Annotated in this window: 15 protein-coding genes and 1 pseudogene; 3 read left to right on the top strand and 13 right to left on the bottom strand. The window is 63.0% G+C overall.

Going from position 1 to position 17,653, the window contains the following annotated elements:
* On the bottom strand, nucleotides 1-301 hold a 301-nt coding region (locus GEU01_RS11455; protein ID WP_039794389.1), incomplete at its 3' end, for an IS5 family transposase.
* Nucleotides 302-503: 202 nt separating this feature from the next.
* Nucleotides 504-1,508, bottom strand: a complete 1,005-nt coding sequence (locus GEU01_RS11450; RefSeq protein ID WP_010508033.1) for a polyprenyl synthetase family protein — start codon at nucleotides 1,506-1,508, stop codon at nucleotides 504-506.
* Between the two features lie 199 nt (nucleotides 1,509-1,707).
* Here GEU01_RS11450 and GEU01_RS11440 point away from each other — a divergent pair, with 199 nt between their 5' ends.
* The gene (locus tag GEU01_RS11440; protein WP_019086191.1) at nucleotides 1,708-2,463 is read left to right on the top strand and encodes a tRNA1(Val) (adenine(37)-N6)-methyltransferase; all 756 of its coding nucleotides are present in this window, start codon (nucleotides 1,708-1,710) and stop codon (nucleotides 2,461-2,463) included.
* A gap of 14 nt (nucleotides 2,464-2,477) precedes the next feature.
* Here GEU01_RS11440 and GEU01_RS22655 read toward each other — a convergent pair.
* From GEU01_RS22655 to uvrC, 7 genes and pseudogenes are all read right to left on the bottom strand, one after another.
* Nucleotides 2,478-3,481: pseudogene (locus tag GEU01_RS22655) on the bottom strand (ribonucleotide-diphosphate reductase subunit beta).
* Nucleotides 3,482-3,697: 216 nt separating this feature from the next.
* Nucleotides 3,698-5,638 (bottom strand): ribonucleoside-diphosphate reductase subunit alpha, encoded by a 1,941-nt coding sequence (locus GEU01_RS11430; protein ID WP_019086188.1) that lies wholly within the window; start codon nucleotides 5,636-5,638, stop codon nucleotides 3,698-3,700.
* Nucleotides 5,639-5,862: 224 nt separating this feature from the next.
* The gene (locus GEU01_RS11425; protein ID WP_019086187.1) at nucleotides 5,863-6,327 is read right to left on the bottom strand and encodes a molybdenum cofactor biosynthesis protein MoaE; all 465 of its coding nucleotides are present in this window, start codon (nucleotides 6,325-6,327) and stop codon (nucleotides 5,863-5,865) included.
* A gap of 7 nt (nucleotides 6,328-6,334) precedes the next feature.
* Nucleotides 6,335-6,589, bottom strand: a complete 255-nt coding sequence (moaD, locus tag GEU01_RS11420; protein ID WP_019086186.1) for a molybdopterin converting factor subunit 1 — start codon at nucleotides 6,587-6,589, stop codon at nucleotides 6,335-6,337.
* A gap of 51 nt (nucleotides 6,590-6,640) precedes the next feature.
* Nucleotides 6,641-7,213 carry a hypothetical protein gene (locus GEU01_RS11415; protein ID WP_232272505.1) on the bottom strand — a complete coding sequence of 191 codons (573 nt, stop codon included), beginning with the start codon at nucleotides 7,211-7,213 and terminating at the stop codon, nucleotides 6,641-6,643.
* 25 nt (nucleotides 7,214-7,238) lie between these two features.
* Nucleotides 7,239-7,838, bottom strand: a complete 600-nt coding sequence (gene pgsA / locus GEU01_RS11410) for a CDP-diacylglycerol--glycerol-3-phosphate 3-phosphatidyltransferase (RefSeq protein WP_010508023.1) — start codon at nucleotides 7,836-7,838, stop codon at nucleotides 7,239-7,241.
* Between the two features lie 92 nt (nucleotides 7,839-7,930).
* Nucleotides 7,931-9,829 (bottom strand): excinuclease ABC subunit UvrC, encoded by a 1,899-nt coding sequence (gene uvrC / locus GEU01_RS11405; RefSeq protein WP_042710842.1) that lies wholly within the window; start codon nucleotides 9,827-9,829, stop codon nucleotides 7,931-7,933.
* Nucleotides 9,830-10,208: 379 nt separating this feature from the next.
* Between uvrC and GEU01_RS11400 the strand changes: the two genes are divergently transcribed.
* Entirely contained in the window at nucleotides 10,209-11,003 is a 795-nt protein-coding gene (locus tag GEU01_RS11400) for an exodeoxyribonuclease III (protein WP_010508021.1), read from the top strand.
* A 79-nt stretch (nucleotides 11,004-11,082) separates the two neighbouring features.
* On the opposite strand, the gene GEU01_RS11395 is transcribed toward GEU01_RS11400, so the two are convergent.
* Entirely contained in the window at nucleotides 11,083-11,802 is a 720-nt protein-coding gene (locus GEU01_RS11395; protein WP_026018684.1) for a response regulator transcription factor, read from the bottom strand.
* Between the two features lie 217 nt (nucleotides 11,803-12,019).
* On the opposite strand from GEU01_RS11395, the gene GEU01_RS11390 reads away from it, so the two are divergent.
* Nucleotides 12,020-12,475 (top strand): L,D-transpeptidase family protein, encoded by a 456-nt coding sequence (locus GEU01_RS11390; RefSeq protein ID WP_019086182.1) that lies wholly within the window; start codon nucleotides 12,020-12,022, stop codon nucleotides 12,473-12,475.
* On the opposite strand, the gene GEU01_RS11385 is transcribed toward GEU01_RS11390, so the two are convergent.
* The 3 genes from GEU01_RS11385 to guaB form a co-directional block, all read right to left on the bottom strand.
* On the bottom strand, nucleotides 12,462-14,354 hold the full coding sequence (locus tag GEU01_RS11385; protein ID WP_019086181.1) for a cation:proton antiporter: 1,893 nt from the start codon (nucleotides 14,352-14,354) through the stop codon (nucleotides 12,462-12,464). The two genes, GEU01_RS11390 and GEU01_RS11385, sit on opposite strands and share 14 nt — an antisense overlap.
* A 200-nt stretch (nucleotides 14,355-14,554) precedes the next feature.
* Nucleotides 14,555-15,850 (bottom strand): RsmB/NOP family class I SAM-dependent RNA methyltransferase, encoded by a 1,296-nt coding sequence (locus tag GEU01_RS11380; RefSeq protein ID WP_019086180.1) that lies wholly within the window; start codon nucleotides 15,848-15,850, stop codon nucleotides 14,555-14,557.
* A gap of 45 nt (nucleotides 15,851-15,895) precedes the next feature.
* The gene (gene guaB, locus GEU01_RS11375) at nucleotides 15,896-17,398 is read right to left on the bottom strand and encodes an IMP dehydrogenase (RefSeq protein WP_010508015.1); all 1,503 of its coding nucleotides are present in this window, start codon (nucleotides 17,396-17,398) and stop codon (nucleotides 15,896-15,898) included.
* Nucleotides 17,399-17,653 lie beyond the last annotated feature (255 nt).

Genomic DNA, 17,653 nt, shown 5'->3' with positions numbered 1-17,653 from the left:
GAACCCGGACCACCGTGCCGTCGATCATCGCATATTCCATGTCGGCCTCGTCAGAGACCGCTTCAAAAAGCCGTTTGAAAACACCGGCTTTCATCCAGTCGCTGTAACGGGAATAGACCGAGTTCCAATGCCCGAAATACGTCGGAAGGTCCCGCCATGGGCTGCCGGTCCGGGCAATCCATAAGACCGCCTCGATAAAAAGACGGTTGTCCTGCCCGCTGCGCCCCCGATCCGTTTTCTTGCCAAGGCACAGCGGTTCCATTTTCGCCCATTGGGCGTCTGTCAGTACGAAGCGATCCATACGGATTTTGAATCACATTTGGTGACTTTGAAAAAGCACAATTCCCAACAGACCCTGAAAAAAGCTTCACCAAAAACTTCCTTATGATTGCTGAATGTTTTCCGGGCGAACTTTTCAAACGGTCTCTGAGAGGGCGTCAAAAGAACGCCGCCTTTTTTTGAAAAAGGCGGCACCCAAAAACTTTTATCCGTGAATTACCCGCTTAACGCAGGCGGTTGATGGTGTAGCTGGCCGTATCCTGCAGCAACTGGCGCAGGCGGCTGGGGGGGAAGATGGACAGGGCTTCACGCGCAGCCGTGGCGTATTCCGTCGCGCGGTCAAGCGTGATGCGGATGGCCCCCGTCTGTTCGATCAGCCTGAGCGCATGGTCGAGGTCTTCGGGCTTCTGCTCGCTTTCCTCGATCACACGATGCCAGAAGGCGCGATCTTCTTCCGACCCGGCGGCATAGGCTGCCAGCACCGGCAGGGTGATCTTGCCTTCGCGGAAATCATCGCCCACCGTCTTGCCCAGACGGGCCTGGTCGGCTGCATAATCCAGTGCGTCATCCACCAGCTGGAACGCCATGCCCAGATTGGTGCCGTAGGATTCCAGGGCGTGTTCTTCCGCCCCTTCCCGATCGGCCACGACCGCGCCCACGCGACACGCTGCGGCGAACAGTGCCGCAGTTTTGCCATGAATGACTTCCAGATACTGGTCAATCCGTGTGGAAAGATCGTTCTGGGTGGACATCTGCAGCACTTCCCCTTCCGCAATCGTGGCGGAAGCGGATGAGAGGATATTCATGACCTTGAGCGAGCCATCATCCGTCATGAGCTGGAAAGAACGGGCGAACAGGAAGTCCCCCACCAGCACAGATGCCTTGTTGCCGAACACCGCATTCGCGCTGGCCATGCCACGCCTCAGGGAACTTTCATCCACCACGTCATCATGCAGCAGGGTTGCGGTGTGAATGAACTCCACGCATGCCGCCAGCGCCACATGCCGCTGGTGCGTGGCATCAGGCCGGTAGCCGCACAGCCGGGCCGACGCCAGCGTCAGCAGCGGGCGCAGCCGCTTGCCACCTGCGGCGACCAGATGGGCCGCAAGCTGGGGAATGAGCGCAACCGGGCTGTCCATCCGCTCGACAATGGCGCGGTTACACGCGGCCATGTCCTCTGCGAGATAGTCCGACAGGTCACGCAGGGCGACTTCTGATCCATCTGCCATCGGGCGGCGAGCCCTTTCGTCTTTCTGACTTGCCGTTTCGTCGGATTCCGGCAGACTAACTGCTAGGGCCAAAAGGTTACTCTCCCGGTTCCGAATGTATGAACATAGATATGAGTATATGGGCGGCGGTGGAATAACGGTCAAGCCAGACCACACACACACACGGCATGAGGCTGATGATACGCCCCCCCTTTTCCCCATGGGTCATGCCCCCGTCACAACGGGCACCCTGTTGGGTGGAAAGGTGGTCTATCGCCAGTTTCCCACCGGAAACAGGACCGGACTGGAACCGGTTCTGATGGCTGCTTTTGTCCCCGCGCGGGCTGGAGAGGTCGTGCTGGAAGGTGGGTGCGGCGCGGGCGCAGGGCTGCTGTGCCTGACGAATCGGGTGCCCCGCCTTGCGGGAGTCGGGCTGGAACGTGACCCCGCCACCGCCGCGCTGGCACGGCACAATTTCACCCTAAACGGGCGACACGACCTGCGCGTGCGCGTGGCCGGCATTCCCGCCCTGCCCGATGACCCGCTGCTGACGGGACCGGGCATACGGCGCATCGACCATGCCTTTGCCAACCCGCCATGGCATGGGCATGATTCGTCGGCTTCGGCGCATATGCAGCGCGACCTGGCCCGCCGCCTGCCCGCGGGCGCGCTGGGGGAATGGGTGGACACGCTGGCGGCGCAGCTGCGCCACCATGGCACCCTCACGCTCGCCCTGCCCGCCAGCCTGCTGTCGGCCGGGATTGCCGCGATGGAGAACGCGCGGCTGGGCCGCATCCGGATCTGCCCCTTCTGGCCCCGCCACGGACATGCCGCGCGGATCGTGCTGGTGCAGGGACGCGCGAATTCCCGCGCGGGCAGCGAAATGCTGCCCGGCCTGACGCTGCATGAAGCCAGCGGCGAATTCACCCCCGCCGCCCGCGCGGTGCTGGAGGACGGCGCGCCCCTGCCGTCCTGATGCCCATGCGCGAATCAGGCAAACGCTTCGTCCCATGACCCGGTCGTCGAGGCCCGGCTGTATTCCGTGGCGCGATTTTCAAAGAAATTGGTGTGTTCGACCGCGTTCACCATTTCATCCACCCATGGCAGCGGGTTGGTGGCGATATCATAAATCCCGTCCAGCCCAAGCTGGCCCAGACGGCGGTTGGCGACAAAGCGGATGTACTGCTTCACCTGCCCCGCATCCAGCCCCTCCACCGCGCCCATCTCGAACGCAAGGTCGATGAACGCGTCCTCGTGCTCGACAATATCACGGCAGATCTGGCGGATGTCATCGCGCAGGGTATCGGTCCAGATTTCGGGGTTTTCGTGCACGAACACCCGGAACAGCCGCGCCATCGAATCACAGTGCAGCGATTCGTCGCGCACCGACCATGACACGATCTGCCCCATGCCCTTGAGCTTGTTATGCCGGGGGAAGTTCAGCAGGATGGCGAACGACGCGAACAGCTGCAACCCTTCGGTAAACGCGCCGAAGGCAGCCAGCGTGCGGGCAATCTGGTAGTTATCGCCAACCGAAAACTGCTGCATGTAGTCATATTTATCCTTCATTTCCTTATATTTAAGGAATGCGGAATACTCGGTCTCGGGCATGCCGATGGTATCGAGCAGATGGCTGTAGGCGGCAATGTGGATCGTCTCGATATTCGAAAACGCCGAAAGCATCATCAGCACTTCAGTCGGTTTGAACACCTGGCTGTAGTGCTTCATGTAACAGTTGTTCACCTCCACGTCCGACTGGGTGAAGAATCGGAAGATCTGGGTGACCAGATGCCGTTCGCTTTCCGTCAGCGTGCGGTGCCAGTCCTTCACATCATCCGCCAGTGGCACCTCTTCAGGTAGCCAGTGGACACGCTGCTGCGTCAGCCATGCGTCATAGGCCCATGGGTACGAAATGGCTTGTAGACGGGATTGGCGGTCAGCAGGCTGGGTGCGGGCTGCGTCGGGGCATCTGCGCCGGTGGCTTTATCGGTCATGGCCATGCCTGTCCTGTTACGTGAATCCGGGCCGTCGGGCAGAATCCCGACAATCCGAACAATAAACAGCCAGTCAAGACAGTGTCCACACTAAATAACGACACGAAAAAGGACCGTTACCCATGGGGTAACAGCCCTGTTTTAGACCGCCATGATCATTCATCGGCAGGAAATTTTATAAATAAAACCTGAACAATACATGAAAATACCCCGCCCTTACTGGCAGGCAAGGCATTCCTCATAATCCGTGGTCGTGGTGGCTGGCGTCGCCGGGGCGTCGCCTTCCTTTTTCGTCATGTCGCGCTTTTCCTGCCCGTCGCTTACAGCGTCGGCGCGCTGGATGGACAGCGAACGGCAGTAATACAGCGATTTCACCCCCCGCTTCCACGCCATGTAGTGGATCTGGTGCAGGTCGCGCTTGTGTACGTTGGCAGGCAGGAAGATGTTGATCGACTGCGCTTGGCAGATGAAGGGCGCACGGTCGGCCGCGTGTTCGATCACCCAGCGCTGGTCCAGTTCGAACGCGGTCTTGAATACGTCCTTTTCCTGCTGGGTCAGGAAATCGAGGTGCTGCACGCTGCCCTTGTTCAGGGTGATGGAGGACCAGACCTCATTCGTGTTCTGCCCCTTTTCCGTCAGCAGGCGGTCAAGGTGGCGGTTGCGCACCGTAAACGACCCCGACAGCGTCTTCTGCAGGAACACGTTGGCGGCAATTGGCTCGATCCCCGGGCTGGCGTTGCCCGCGATGATGGAAATCGACGCGGTGGGCGCAATCGCCATCTTGTTGGAAAAACGCTCCATCACGCCATAATCGGCGGCGTCGGGGCACGGCCCGCGTTCTTCCGCCAGCTTGCGCGACGCGGCATCGGCCTGCGTGCGGATATACTTGAATATGCGGCGGTTCCAGCTTTTGGCCACCACGCTTTCGAATGGCACGTTGCGGGCCTGCAGGAAGGAATGGAAGCCCATGACCCCCAGGCCCACCGAACGTTCGCGCATGGCGGCGTAACGCGCGCGTTCCATGTCGTCCGGCGCGCGGTCGATGAAATCCTGCAGCACATTGTCAAGGAACAGCATCACGTCCTCGATGAACTGCGGGTTGTCCTTCCACTCATCCCATGTCTCGAGGTTGAGCGAGGACAGGCAGCACACCGCCGTACGTTCGCGCCCGTGCTGGTCCATGCCGGTGGGCAGGGTGATTTCCGCGCACAGGTTGGATGTCTTGACCTCCAGCCCCGCCAGCTTGTGGTGCTCGGGACGGGCGTTGTTCACATGGTCGGAGAAGATGATGTACGGCTCCCCCTGCTCCATCCGCGCGGTCAGGATGCGGATCCACAGCGAACGGGCCGAAATCTTGCGGATGACCGTATTGTCCTTGGGCGACAGCAGCGCCCATTCATCATCATCCGCCACCGCGCGCATGAACGCGTCCGACACCAGCACGCCATGGTGCAGGTTCAGCGCCTTGCGGTTGGGGTCGCCACCGGTGGGGCGGCGCAGTTCGATGAATTCCTCGATCTCGGGGTGCCAGACCGGCAGGTAGACCGCAGCCGACCCGCGCCGCAGCGACCCCTGGCTGATCGCCAGCGTCAGGCTGTCCATGACGCGGATGAACGGAATGACGCCCGATGTCTTGCCGTTGCGGCCGACATTTTCACCAATCGAACGCAGGTTGCCCCAGTACGACCCGATGCCGCCGCCCTTGGACGCCAGCCAGACATTTTCGTTCCACAGGTCCACGATTCCACGCAGGCTGTCATTGGCTTCGTTCAGGAAGCACGAAATCGGCAGGCCGCGCGTGGTGCCGCCATTGGACAGCACCGGCGTCGCCGGCATGAACCAGTGACGCGAGATATAGTCATACAGCCGCTGCGCATGGGCGGGATTCGCCCCGTAATAGGACGCGACCCGGCCAAACAGGTCCTGATAGCTTTCACCGGGCAGCAGGTAGCGGTTGTCCAGCGTCGCCTTGCCAAATGCCGTCAGCAGCGCATCACGGGAATGGTCCACGCGCACGGGATGGTGGCCCGGCAGCTGCACCACGCTATCCAGCATGTCAGGCATATCAGACATCGTCGTACTGTCCTTTCCCCGGATGGTCCCGTCCTCGCTGGCCGAACGATCGGACATGCCTCCAGATACGTCATCCAGGACCATTTACATTCTCCGTAATCGGCTCACGCTGACGCGCAGGGCCTTTCGATCCTGTGCGGCGCGGTGAGGTTTTATGATTTTGCCCCCTATATATGGAGTAAACGGTACCGGATTGCACTACATAATGTGTGGGGACAAATTGTGGACTGATCTTCCGAATCAGCGGACAAGCTTGGGTCAAGTACGGAATGGGCGAGAATATTTTTTAAATTTTCTCCCCTCCCCCTTCATGCCCCCAGCGTGCCCCACCGTGCCGTCGCCGCATCATCATGCGCGCGCGGCTGGACCCATTCGCTGCGTCCATTTGCGAATTCCTCGCGTTTCCAGAAGGGTGCGCTGGTCTTGAGCCAGTCCATCATGAAATCCGTCCCCTCCAGCGCCGCCTTGCGGTGGGCCGCGGCACACAGCACCAGCACGATGGGCATGCCCACCGCCAGCCGGCCCACGCGGTGGATGACGGTGCAGCCGGTCAGGCCGAATCGCGCACAGGCCGATTCGGCGATCCGCCGCATCATGGACTCGGTCATGCCGGGGTAGTGTTCCAGTTCCAGCGCCACCAGCCCGTCCCCCCCGCGGACAATGCCGGTAAACGCGCCAACGCCCCCCACTTCGTCCTGTCCACGCAGCAGCAGGGCGGTTTCGTGGGTGACATCAAATGTTTCCGCCTGAACACGGACCGTAACGCAGGGCATGATGGTGTCAGCCCCCCGTGACCGGCGGGAAGAAGGCAATTTCGTCATTGGCGGCAATAGGGGCGTCAATCGTGGCGAAACTCTGGTTCACGGCAACACGGATCAGTTCGGGTTTCGCGAATATCTCCCCATACGGCCCGCCGCGCGCGCGCAACTGGTCGATCAGGTCCTGCACGGAATGCACACCCGCCCCCATGGGCAGTGTCTCGCCAGGGCGGCCAAGCCGGTCCCGCAACCATGCGAAATAGAGAATGCGCAGCATTCCGGTGTCATCTCCCTGTGTGCCACGGCGTTGCCATGCGGCCTGTGCCCGTCATGGCGCCTGCTGTTCCTGAACCGTGCCGTCGGACGCGACCACGGTGTTTGTGCCATCGCCGTTCGGGACGACAATGGCTGAATCCGATACGCCCTTATGCGTCGCCGATGGCCCTGAAGACAATCCGGAAACGCGCGCCCCCGCTGCCGGGTCGCCATCGGAATCCGCATCGTTGCCGATCTGCATCTCACCCCCCGCGGGCAGGTCGACCTCGCGTTCCACCAGTTGCGAACGCGCACCGGCGGTGGGGACGCTGTCCGCCCCCATCGCGGCCAGCACCGACTGACCCGGGCGCACGACCGGCCATACATTGCGTTCCTGCGGCAGTATGGGCAGCACCTGTGGCGCCTGCCCCGCCACGCGGCGCATGTTCTCGACCTCGAGGCGTGGGGTGTTGGGCAGGCTGCCGGGCAGTTCCGTATTGTCGGACAGGATATGGCCAAAGCCGCCACACCCCGCAAGCCCTACCAGCAATGACAGTACCATTGCATTGCGCACCGTATCCTCTCCTCCCCCTGACCTGTCCGGCACAAGGCGGGCCAGACGACCCGCACAGGAGAGAGCAACCACGCCGCGCGTTAATTTTTCATGTAGGTCAGGAAGATAATTTCGTGGCCCCCGGCGTGCCGCGGCTGACATGGCGCAGGCCGGTGGACAGGTAATCCCACCCCGTAATCAGGGTCAGGATGGCAGCGATCCACATCATGACCGCGCCCATCGCATCAACCGGCAGCCAGCCGATATGCAGCAGGACGGCCGTGCTGTCGCCCGCCAGCAGGAAGCCGATGGCGGTCATCTGGAACCCGGTCTTCCATTTCGCCAGCCGCGTGACCGGCAGGCCGACACGGGTTGCCGCCAGGTATTCGCGCAGCCCGCTGACCAGGATTTCACGCGAAAGGATGATGATGGCCGGATACAGGCAGCCATATGGCAACCGCCCGAGCCCCGCCATGACCATGAGCGACGCCCCCACCAGCAGCTTGTCCGCAATGGGGTCGAGCATGCGGCCCAGGTCGGAATTCTGGTTCCATGCCCGCGCCAGCTTGCCATCAAGGTAATCGGTAATGCCCGCCAGTATGAACAGGACGCATGCCGCGCAGTCGGTCTGCGCCGTATGGATGACGACCAGCCCGACGACGATAGGGACCACGACGATGCGGGACAGGGTCAGGAGATTGGGCAGGTCGGTAAGCATGCTGGTACTGCTATAGCCAAGAATGTGGAAAAACCGAAATACTGATACTGCCTATCAGGCAGGCCATATGCTCACATCTGCATGACAGCCGATCACTCTCCTGTCCAGTCGGGATGAAAATATCCGTATATGGCGCGCGCCATGTCACGATTGATGCCCGGTGCATTTTCCAGTTCCCCCAGGCCAGCCTGCCGCACGCTGCGCGCCGAGCCGAAATGCTTGAGCAGCGCGCGCTTGCGTGCAGGTCCAACGCCGGGAATATCGTCCAGTTCCGAGCGCACCAGCGTTTTGGACCGCCCGGCCCGGTGGGTGGTGATGGCAAAGCGGTGCGCCTCGTCACGCAGGCGCTGCAGGTAATACAGCACCGGGTCGCGCGGCGGCAGCTGGAAGGGTGCGCGGCCTTCGGTATGGAACCATTCGCGGCCCGCATCCCTGTCCGGCCCCTTGGCGATGCCCACCAGCGTCACCCCCGTCACCCCCAGTTCATCCAGCACGCCGCGCACGGCGGTGTACTGCCCCGCCCCGCCATCGATCAGCAGGATGTCGGGCCAGTCCTCCGGCCGGACGCCTTCCTCGCGGTCCTTCAGCGCGCGGCGGAAGCGGCGTTCCAGCACCTCGCGCATCATGGCGAAGTCATCGCCCGGCGTGACCGGCCCCTTGATGGAGAACTTGCGGTAGGCGCGCTTGTCGAACCCTTCCGGCCCGCCGACCACCATCACGCCATAGGCATTGGCCCCCTGGATGTGGCTGTTGTCATAGGTCTCGATCCGGCGCGGCGGCGCGTCCAGCCCGAACAGGTCGGCCACCCCCTGCAGCAGCCGCGCCTGGCCCGCACTTTCGGCCAGCCTGCGTTCCAGCGCCTCACGCGCGTTGATTTCGGCATGTTCGATCACGCCGCGCTTTTCCCCGCGCTGCGGGTGCGTGATCTCGACCTTGCGGCCCCGGCGCAGGGTCAGCGCGGATGCCAGCACATCCAGTTCCGGCAGGTCCTGATTGACCAGCACATGGGCGGGTGGCGGCTTGTCATCATAAAACTGCCCGATGAAGGCGGCCAGCACGTCGGGCGCGTTCTCGTCACGCGCATGGGCGGGGAAAAACGCGCGGTTGCCGTTGTTGCGCCCGGCACGGATGAAGAACACCTGAATGCACGACTGCCCCGCGATCTGCCAGATGGCGATGATGTCCGCATCCGTCACGGTGGAGGGATTGATGACGCTGGAATCCTGCTGCAATGCCGACAGGCCGCGTATGCGGTCGCGTATCGCCGCCGCGCGCTCGAACTCCAGCGCGCCGGCCGCTTCCTCCATCTCGCGTCCAAGCTGTTCGCGCATGTGCGGGTTCCGGCCCGCCAGGAAGTCACGCGCCTGACCCGCCAGTTCGGCATAGTCCTCGCGGCTGATACGATCCGTGCATGGGGCGGAACAGCGGTGGATCTGGTGCAGCAGGCACGGGCGCGTGCGGCCCTGCATTTCACTGTCGGAGCACGAGCGCAGCAGGAAGGTGCGCTGCAGCAGGTTAAGCGTCTGGTTGACCGACCAGGCGGAGGCGAACGGCCCCCAGTATGACGCCCCCTTCACCGGCTTGCCGCGATGTTTGCTGATCTGGGGAAAATCATGCTTGTCCGTCAGCATGATCCATGGGTAACTTTTGTCATCGCGCAGCAGGATGTTGTACCGGGGCTGCATGCGCTTGATATAGTTGGCCTCCAGCAGCAGGGCCTCGGCCTCGGTATGGGTGGTGACGATTTCCATGCTGCGGGTTTCGGACACCATGCGGCGCAGGCGTTCGGTCAGGCGGCTGACATGGGTATAGGACGTGACGCGCTTCTTCAGGTTCAGCGCCTTGCCCACATACAGCACGTCGCCCTTTGGCCCCAGCATGCGGTACACGCCTGGCGACTGCGGCATGGTCTGCAGGGCGTGGTGTATCGCCTCCACCCCGACCGGCCGGGCGGGAGGCTGAACGGGGGCGGTCGAAACGGCGGTTGTCATGGATGGCAGCCGTTCATCCACCGATAATGTGGATAAGTCTGTGGAGCAGCAGCAGAAAAAAACGTGCGGATGGCGGTTTTCCTTTCCTGCACTTGGATTGCCCAAAAAAACATCACTAACGATAACCTATTGTTTTCAAAACACTATATCCGACCACCTGATGGCCGGAAAAAAAATCCTGCCCCGCGTGAACCCAAATCCACCCTGTCAACCCCACAGGTGGACAAATTGTGGCATCTCCGTGGTGGAAAACCCGGTTTCCATTTTGCGCGGAATATCAGCCGCCTTTTGTAATTCGTTCCTGTTTTCGTCTCGCACGGTGCCACGGGCGCACAAAAATATTCTTGTCAGCCCGCGCCCGATCGGCAATGCACCCGATATGCGTATTGTGACATGGAATATCAATTCCCTCCGCCTGCGGATGCCGCTGCTGGCCCGGCTGTGCCAGGACACATCCCCCGATATCGTCTGCCTGCAGGAAACCAAGGTGCCCGACAGCCTGTTCCCGCTTGATGCGGTGCGCGCGCTGGGCTTTGGCCACGTCGTGTTCCGCGGCATGAAGGGATATAACGGGGTCGCGATCCTGTCACGCCAGCCCGTAACCGTGCTGGAGGATGCGCCCGACTGGTGCCAGCGGGGTGACTGCCGCCACATTGCCGTACGCCATGGTACGGGCGCTGACGCGATTGACGTGCATGATTTCTACGTGCCGGCGGGCGGCGACATTCCCGACCCGGAGGAAAACCCGAAATTCGCGCACAAGCTGGCGTTTGTGGAAGAAGCGCGGGAATGGTTTTCCGGCCGCGACATGCGGCGCACCGTGCTGGTGGGCGACCTGAACATCGCCCCGCTGGAACAGGATGTCTGGAGCCACAGGCAACTGCTGAAGATCGTCAGCCACACGCCCGCCGAAACCGAACGCCTGCTGGCATGGCAGCAGACCGGCTTTGTTGACGCCATGCGCCACTTCGTTCCCGCGACGGAGAAGCTTTATACGTGGTGGTCCTACCGCAACCGCGACTGGAGCAGATCCAACCGTGGCCGCAGGCTGGACCATGTCTGGATCACGCCCGACCTGCAGCCCGCCCTGCGCGACATGCAGGTGCTGCGGGCGGCACGTGACTGGGACAAGCCATCGGACCACGTGCCGGTCATGATCGACCTGGACGCCTGAACGCCCCCCCACAAACGCGACCGGGCCGCCCGAAACCGGGCGGCCCGTCAGATAACCTGCATGTGCGGGCCATCACCCATCAGGCGATGGCGGTCTTGCCCCCTTCGGGATCAAGGCGGTAGCCGCCGCCTTCCGTCACCAGCAGGGTGGCGTTGGTGGGATCGGGCTCGATCTTCTGGCGCAGGCGGTAGATATGCGTTTCCAGCGTATGCGTGGTCACGGCGGCGTTATAGCCCCAGACCTCGTTCAGCAGCACCTGCCGTGGCACGGGGCGCGTGCCCGCGCGGTACAGAAACTTCAGGATCGCGGCTTCTTTTTCCGTCAGGCGGATCCGGCGGTTCTTGGCCGTTTCCTGCAACAGCTTGGCGGACGGGCGGAAGATGTACGGCCCGATCGCAAAGACCGCGTCCTCGCTGTTTTCAAAAATGCGCATCTGCGCGCGCAGCCGGGCCAGAAGCTCGGCAATGCGGAACGGCTTCGCGACGTAGTCGTTCGCACCGGCGTCAAGGCCGCGCACCACGTCCGTCTCGTCATCGGAACCGGTCAGGATGATGATGGGAATGCGCTTGCCCTTGCGCCGCAGGTCGGCGCAGAAATCGCGTCCGTCCCCATCGGGCAGGGACACATCGAGGATGATCGCATCGAAACGCGCCCCCGGTTTCTGCAGCTTTTCCCAGGCCTCGGCGACGGAGCCGGCCTCGATCGCTTCAAATTCACCATCAATCTGCAGCTGTTCAACGAGCATTTGACGTAAAGTCTGATCGTCGTCAGCTATCAGTATGGGACGTGCTCCTGCCATCGAACCCTCTTTAATCACTTTAGTCCCGCCCCGTTAGCGGGGCGGTCTCTGTCTTTCATTTTCGGCCACACCACCGACAGGCCCGCGACCCGACGGCCATCATGCCGTATGCTGCCAGATTAGGCCGGAGTTAACATAAATACGACCCGATCCAGAGGAATTCATGATACGCGCTATTTTACAAACGAATACAGGGCTGGATGCACAACTGCATTGCATGGGCGAAATTTTCCCCACCATTATCGGCGCGGGCGGCGTAAAAAACCGCAAAATGGAGGGAGATCACGCAACACCCAGCGGTATTCTGCCCCTGCGACGCGTGTTCTATCGCGCCGACCGGGTCCCATCACCTGTTTGTCATCTGCCTGTCGAGCCGCTTTCCCCGCTTGATGGATGGTGTGACGATCCCGGTCATCCCGATTACAACCGGCATGTCAGCCTGCCCCACCCCGCCCGGCACGAACGGCTGTGGCGGGACGATCACGTTTACGACATTATCGTGGTTCTTGGTTATAACGACGACCCGGTTCATTCTGGCGCGGGGTCGGCCATCTTCCTTCACCTGCCACCCAAGGGCGGTCGCCCGACGGAAGGCTGCATCGCCCTGCCCGAACCCGCACTGCGCCGCCTGCTGGCCGCAGGCCTGGGTGAAATCGACGTCAGGCCGGCATAGGCCCCGCTGCGGTGGACGCCGCGGCGGGCGCGGGCGGCAGCAGCATGACGATGATGTCGCCTGCCGCCGGTTCAGCCGGAATCGCGTCCTCGGCAGAGAAGATCCAGATCGCGCTGCCCTTGCGGATGATCATGAACAGCATGCCGGGGCCGGACAGCAGGTCGGCCTCCTCCACATGTTCTTCCATGACGTGGCTGCCAAAGCGCCAGCCCTTGGCATACAGGGAATCGATATAGGAGAAATTCCACCCCGGTTCCCCCAGCACCTTGCCACGCGAATCCCGGCTCAGCCCGTGATACAGGTCCAGCCGCGCGATGCCGGGACTGACCTGGAACACGCGCTGGCGGCCCAGGTCGGGCGCCATGCGCGCGCAGACAAGGCCGTTATAGATCGCATCCGGCGTCGCCGCGATCAGGTAGTCCGCCGGGCGCTCCTCCAGACTTTCCATCCCTTCCACCGACAGCAGTTCCGCGCGCAGGATGGGGATGCCGAATCCCGCCGCCTTGTTCAGCGCCGGGGCATAGGTATCGACCAGCAGCACCGGTATGCCCCGGTCATGTACCACGCGCGCCAGGTTGGTGGACCACGCATTGGCCCCCATGATGGCCAGGGCCGGCTCATCCGACAGGGTCAGGCGCAGCGCGCGCGCCAGGGGCCGCAATGAAAAACCATGCAGGATCATGGTGGACGCGATCAGCGCGAACACGGCGGGCGTGATCAAGTCGCCACCGGGATATCCCGCTTCATGCAACTGCAGGCCGACAACCCCCGCCACCGCCGCCGCAACAATGCCACGCGGCGCGATCCAGCCCACGAACAGCCGTTCCTGCCATGACATGCTCGCCCCGATGGTCGACAGGAAAATGCCCAGCGGCCGGACCACGAACATGACGGTGAATGTCAGCGCCATGATCGGCAGCGACAGTTCGGTCAGCAGCGCGCGCGGCAGGTCGGCCGTCAGCAGCACGAACAGGCACGACACCACGATCACCCCAAGGGATTCCTTGATCCGCTGCAGTTCCGACATGCCGGTCACATGCAGGTTCGCCAGCGCCATGCCGAACACCGTGGCCGCCATCAGCCCCGCCCCCTGCATGATCAGGTTGCACAGCGCCGCCACCGTCATGACGAAGGCCAGGATCATCGGAATGCGCAGGATTTCGGGCAGCATGTCGCGCGCGGACAGGAACTTGATCAGGATCGCGGGGAAAATGCCGCACGCGATCGAAAACATGGTGGCGAACAGCAGGTGCGGCCCGATTTCCACCGTCGCCAGCGAAATGCCCCCGTCATGCGATGGCCGGATCAGCAGGCATTCCAGCACCAGCGTCGCCAGAATGGCGGCAATGGGGTCATTGACGATGGCTTCCCACCGCAGGAAGGCCGCGACCCGTGGCCGCAGCTTGGTATGGCGCAGCAGCGGCAGCACCACCGTCGGCCCCGTCACCACCACGATCGCGCCAAACAGCCACGACGTTCCCCATGGCAGGTGCCCGACATAATGCGCGGCAAGCGAGCCGAGTACCCAGTTGATGGGCAGGGCGGCAGCCGTAAGCCGCAGCACGCCTTCCCCCGATTCACGCCACTGCCGCAGGTCCAGCGCCAGCCCGCCCTCGAACACGATGAAGGCCACGGCCATGGACACAAGCGGGTGGAAATACGGCCCGATCGCCGCCCCGGGGTGCAGTATGCCCAGCCCCGGCCCGAAAATCAGGCCAAGGGAGAACAGCAGCACGATGGCCGGCAGCTTGAACCGCCACGCCACCCACTGGGCCGCGATTCCGCCACCCAGCACGCACAGAATTCCAATCGCAAGGTTTGTTGCCTGCATGCCCATGTCCCGCGTTGTTGCAAACGCAAACGCCCCTGCCGCCGCCATATCTGTGTCATGGGCCCGGAATGCGGTTCTGGCGTGTGGTTTTTCTTGTTATCCAGAAGACTGTTTCAAAACCTGCCTATGAGACGCGCCGCAGATTATAAAGTGATTTCTGATAAAGCTTTTTTCAGGAATCATCGGGAAACGCCTGTCATTCCTGTCGGCCGGGTGTTTCAAAACGCCCTGCCGACAGGAATATCATATCAGGAATCGCGCTGCATGATGGCAGCAAAAAAACCGTCCGTATGGTGCTGGCGCGGCGTCAGGCGGACCTGGCCTGCCACTGCCAGCCCTGGCGGCAGGTCATCGTCCACCCCATCGGGCGTCACCAGCGAAAAGGCGGGATTGCGCGCAAGGAAGGCTGCGACCTGGTCGCCGTTCTCCTCCCGCAGGATGGAACACGTGGCATACACCATCCGCCCGCCGGGACGGACAAGGCTGGCCGCGCGGTCAATGATGTCGGCCTGCTTGGCGGTCAGTTCCAGCAGGTCGCGTTCCCGCAGGCGCAGGCGGGCATCGGGGTTGCGCCGCCATGTGCCGGTGCCGGTGCATGGCGCATCGACCAGCACGCGGTCGAAACTGCCGCTGCGCCGGCGCGCCCAGCGGTCGCCCGCCACCAGCAGGTGGCGCTCGGCATTGTGAACGCCCGCGCGGCGAAGGCGGCGCACCGCGCCGTCCAGCCGGGGCTCGGATACGTCGCATGCAACGATATGACCGCGATTTTCCATGGTCATGGCCATGCCCAGCGTCTTGCCCGCCGCACCGGCGCAGTAATCCAGCACGCGCATGCCCGGCCGCGCGCCCACGGCGGCAACGACCAGCTGGCTGCCTTCGTCCTGTATTTCCACCATGCCGCTGCGGAAGGCCGCGCATGATGTCACCGGCTGGCGGCCCGCAACCCGCAGGCCCCAGGGGGACAGGGTCGTGTCCTCCGCCCGGATACCATCCGTCTCCAGCGCCGCGCGCGCGGCGGGGCGGTCGGATTTCAGCAGGTTGACGCGCAGGTCCAGCGTCGCCTCCCCTTCCATCGCGGCCAGTTCCGCCTCCAGCCCGTCGCCAAACGTCCGTTCCAGCCGGGGCAGCAGCCAGTCCGGCACCTCCAGCACGACCGCGCGCGGCATGTCGGGATGGGTCAGCGCCTGGTCCCGAAGCTGGTCAAACAGCCGCCGTTCCGGCCCGGTCAGGCCCAGCGGGGCATAACGTTCGCCCGTAAACAGGTCGTCGGGGTTTTCACGCCCCTGCGGGTCCACCGCCATCATGGCCAGCGCCAGCAGGCGCGGCGTTGGCTGCATGCCGGTGCGTTCGATCCACCAGTGCAGCCTGCGCCAGTGCCGCAGGATACGCCACACGCGGGCCGAAATGGCCCGGCGGTCGCCGCCGCCGATATACCGCCGTTCACGGAAAAAGGCATTGGCCAGCGCATCGGCAGGCCGCTGCGGCGTCGCCTCCATTGCGGAAAGCAGGTCAATGGCGGCGGAAAGCCGTGCGCTGGGTGTCATGGATTATGGAACCGTTAAACCGTTACTGTCATGGACCCGGCAGGATCAGTCCTGCCGGTAATTGGGGGCTTCACGCGTGATCGACACGTCATGCACATGGCTTTCACGCAGGCCCGCGCCCGTAATGCGGCGGAAGCGCGCGCGCTGCTGCAGGTCGGCAACGGTGGCGGAACCGGTATAGCCCATGCCCGCGCGCAGCCCCCCCACCAGCTGGTGAATGACCGCGCCCATCGCGCCCTTGTAGGCCACGCGGCCCTCGATCCCTTCGGGGACCATCTTGTGCGTGTCCTTGATGTCCTGCTGGAAATAGCGGTCCGCCGACCCGCGGGACATGGCGCCAAGGCTGCCCATGCCGCGATAGGATTTGTAGGTCCGGCCCTGGTACAGGAACACCTCGCCCGGGGCTTCTTCCGTCCCGGCAAGCAGCGAGCCGATCATGACCACGTCAGCACCCGCGCCGATCGCCTTGACGATATCGCCCGATGTCCGCACCCCGCCATCGGCAATGGCGGGCACGTCAAGTTCATGGCACGCAGCGGAGGTTTCCATCACGGCGGAAAACTGCGGCACGCCCACGCCCGCGACGACGCGCGTGGTGCAGATCGACCCCGGCCCGATACCCACCTTCACGCAGTCGGCGCCCGATGAAATCAGCGCGCGCGCCGCTTCCGGCGTTGCGACGTTACCGGCAATGATCTGGATGTCGTTTTCAATGGCGCGGATGCGCTCGATGCTTTTCAGCACGCCCGATGAATGGCCATGCGCGGTGTCGATCACCACCACGTCCACCCCTGCCGCAATCAGTTCGCGCGCACGCGCCACGCCATCATCCCCCACGCCGGTCGCGGCAGCGCACAGCAGGCGGCCCAGGCTGTCCTTGTTGGCCTGCGGGTACTGCACGGCGCGGTCCATGTCCTTGACGGTAATCAGGCCGATGCAGCGGTCTTCATCATCAATGACCAGCAGCTTTTCAATCCGGTGGCGGTGTAGCAACTGGCGGGCTTCGTCGCGGTCCACGTTGTTGCGCACGGTCACCAGGTTTTCGCGCGTCATCAGTTCATACACGCGCTGCGCCGGATCGGTGGCGAAGCGGACATCGCGGTTGGTCAGGATGCCGACCAGGCGGTTGGTGTCGCGTTCGACCACCGGCAGGCCGCTGATACCGTGGCGGGACATGATGGCGTTCACTTCCGCCAGCGTCTGGTCGGGATAGACCGTGACGGGGTTGACCACCATGCCCGATTCGAAACGTTTGACACGACGGACCTGCTCGGCCTGCTGCTCGATCGTCAGGTTCTTGTGGATGACGCCAAGGCCGCCATTCTGCGCCATGGCGATGGCCATGCTGTCTTCGGTCACGGTATCCATGGCCGACGAGATCAGCGGGATGTTCAGGGTGATCTTGCGGGTCAGCCGGGTTTTCGTCGATGTCTGCGACGGCAGGACATTCGATTCGTCGGGAACAACCAGCACGTCATCAAAGGCGAGGGCTTCGCGGATGCGGTCCTCAAGCCGGGGAGCAGATGTGTTTTTGGGGATGGAAGACATGATGCAGGGGCCTCGTCAGCAGATGGCGGCTACCCCGCGCCTCGGGTCACCGACCGTTGGCGCACCCTCTTAGGGTGCTAATCGGGCGCTGGCAAGCATTACGCGCGGGTCCGGTGCGCTTTATTGCGCGAACGGCGGCCAGGCCGCTCCGGCGCGGCGCGAAATGTCCTGAAATCACAAGAACGTTTTTGGGTGGCGCTTTTTTCAGGAACCTTCAAGGAACGCCGCCTTTTTGAAAAAAAAGGCGGCGCCCGA

It is taken from the genome of Komagataeibacter europaeus LMG 18890 (genome assembly GCF_000285295.1).
In the GTDB taxonomy this organism is placed as follows: domain Bacteria; phylum Pseudomonadota; class Alphaproteobacteria; order Acetobacterales; family Acetobacteraceae; genus Komagataeibacter; species Komagataeibacter europaeus.
The sequence above is the reverse complement of the archived record's forward strand: the minus strand, read 5'-3'. Positions and strand labels throughout refer to the sequence as shown.

What these genes read in the sequence shown, in the direction of transcription:
- GEU01_RS11450 (WP_010508033.1), bottom strand. Translation starts at nt 1,508, where the DNA reads ATGGCAGATGGATCAGAAGTCGCCCTGCGTGACCTGTCGGACTATCTC.
- GEU01_RS11425 (WP_019086187.1), bottom strand. Translation starts at nt 6,327, where the DNA reads ATGCCCTGCGTTACGGTCCGTGTTCAGGCGGAAACATTTGATGTCACC.
- GEU01_RS11440 (WP_019086191.1), top strand. Translation starts at nt 1,708, where the DNA reads ATGGGTCATGCCCCCGTCACAACGGGCACCCTGTTGGGTGGAAAGGTG.
- GEU01_RS11400 (WP_010508021.1), top strand. Translation starts at nt 10,209, where the DNA reads ATGCGTATTGTGACATGGAATATCAATTCCCTCCGCCTGCGGATGCCG.
- GEU01_RS11390 (WP_019086182.1), top strand. Translation starts at nt 12,020, where the DNA reads ATGGGCGAAATTTTCCCCACCATTATCGGCGCGGGCGGCGTAAAAAAC.
- GEU01_RS11395 (WP_026018684.1), bottom strand. Translation starts at nt 11,802, where the DNA reads ATGGCAGGAGCACGTCCCATACTGATAGCTGACGACGATCAGACTTTA.
- uvrC (WP_042710842.1), bottom strand. Translation starts at nt 9,829, where the DNA reads ATGACAACCGCCGTTTCGACCGCCCCCGTTCAGCCTCCCGCCCGGCCG.
- moaD (WP_019086186.1), bottom strand. Translation starts at nt 6,589, where the DNA reads ATGCTGCGCATTCTCTATTTCGCATGGTTGCGGGACCGGCTTGGCCGC.
- GEU01_RS11385 (WP_019086181.1), bottom strand. Translation starts at nt 14,354, where the DNA reads ATGGCGGCGGCAGGGGCGTTTGCGTTTGCAACAACGCGGGACATGGGC.
- GEU01_RS11380 (WP_019086180.1), bottom strand. Translation starts at nt 15,850, where the DNA reads ATGACACCCAGCGCACGGCTTTCCGCCGCCATTGACCTGCTTTCCGCA.
- guaB (WP_010508015.1), bottom strand. Translation starts at nt 17,398, where the DNA reads ATGTCTTCCATCCCCAAAAACACATCTGCTCCCCGGCTTGAGGACCGC.
- GEU01_RS11430 (WP_019086188.1), bottom strand. Translation starts at nt 5,638, where the DNA reads ATGGTCCTGGATGACGTATCTGGAGGCATGTCCGATCGTTCGGCCAGC.
- pgsA (WP_010508023.1), bottom strand. Translation starts at nt 7,838, where the DNA reads ATGCTTACCGACCTGCCCAATCTCCTGACCCTGTCCCGCATCGTCGTG.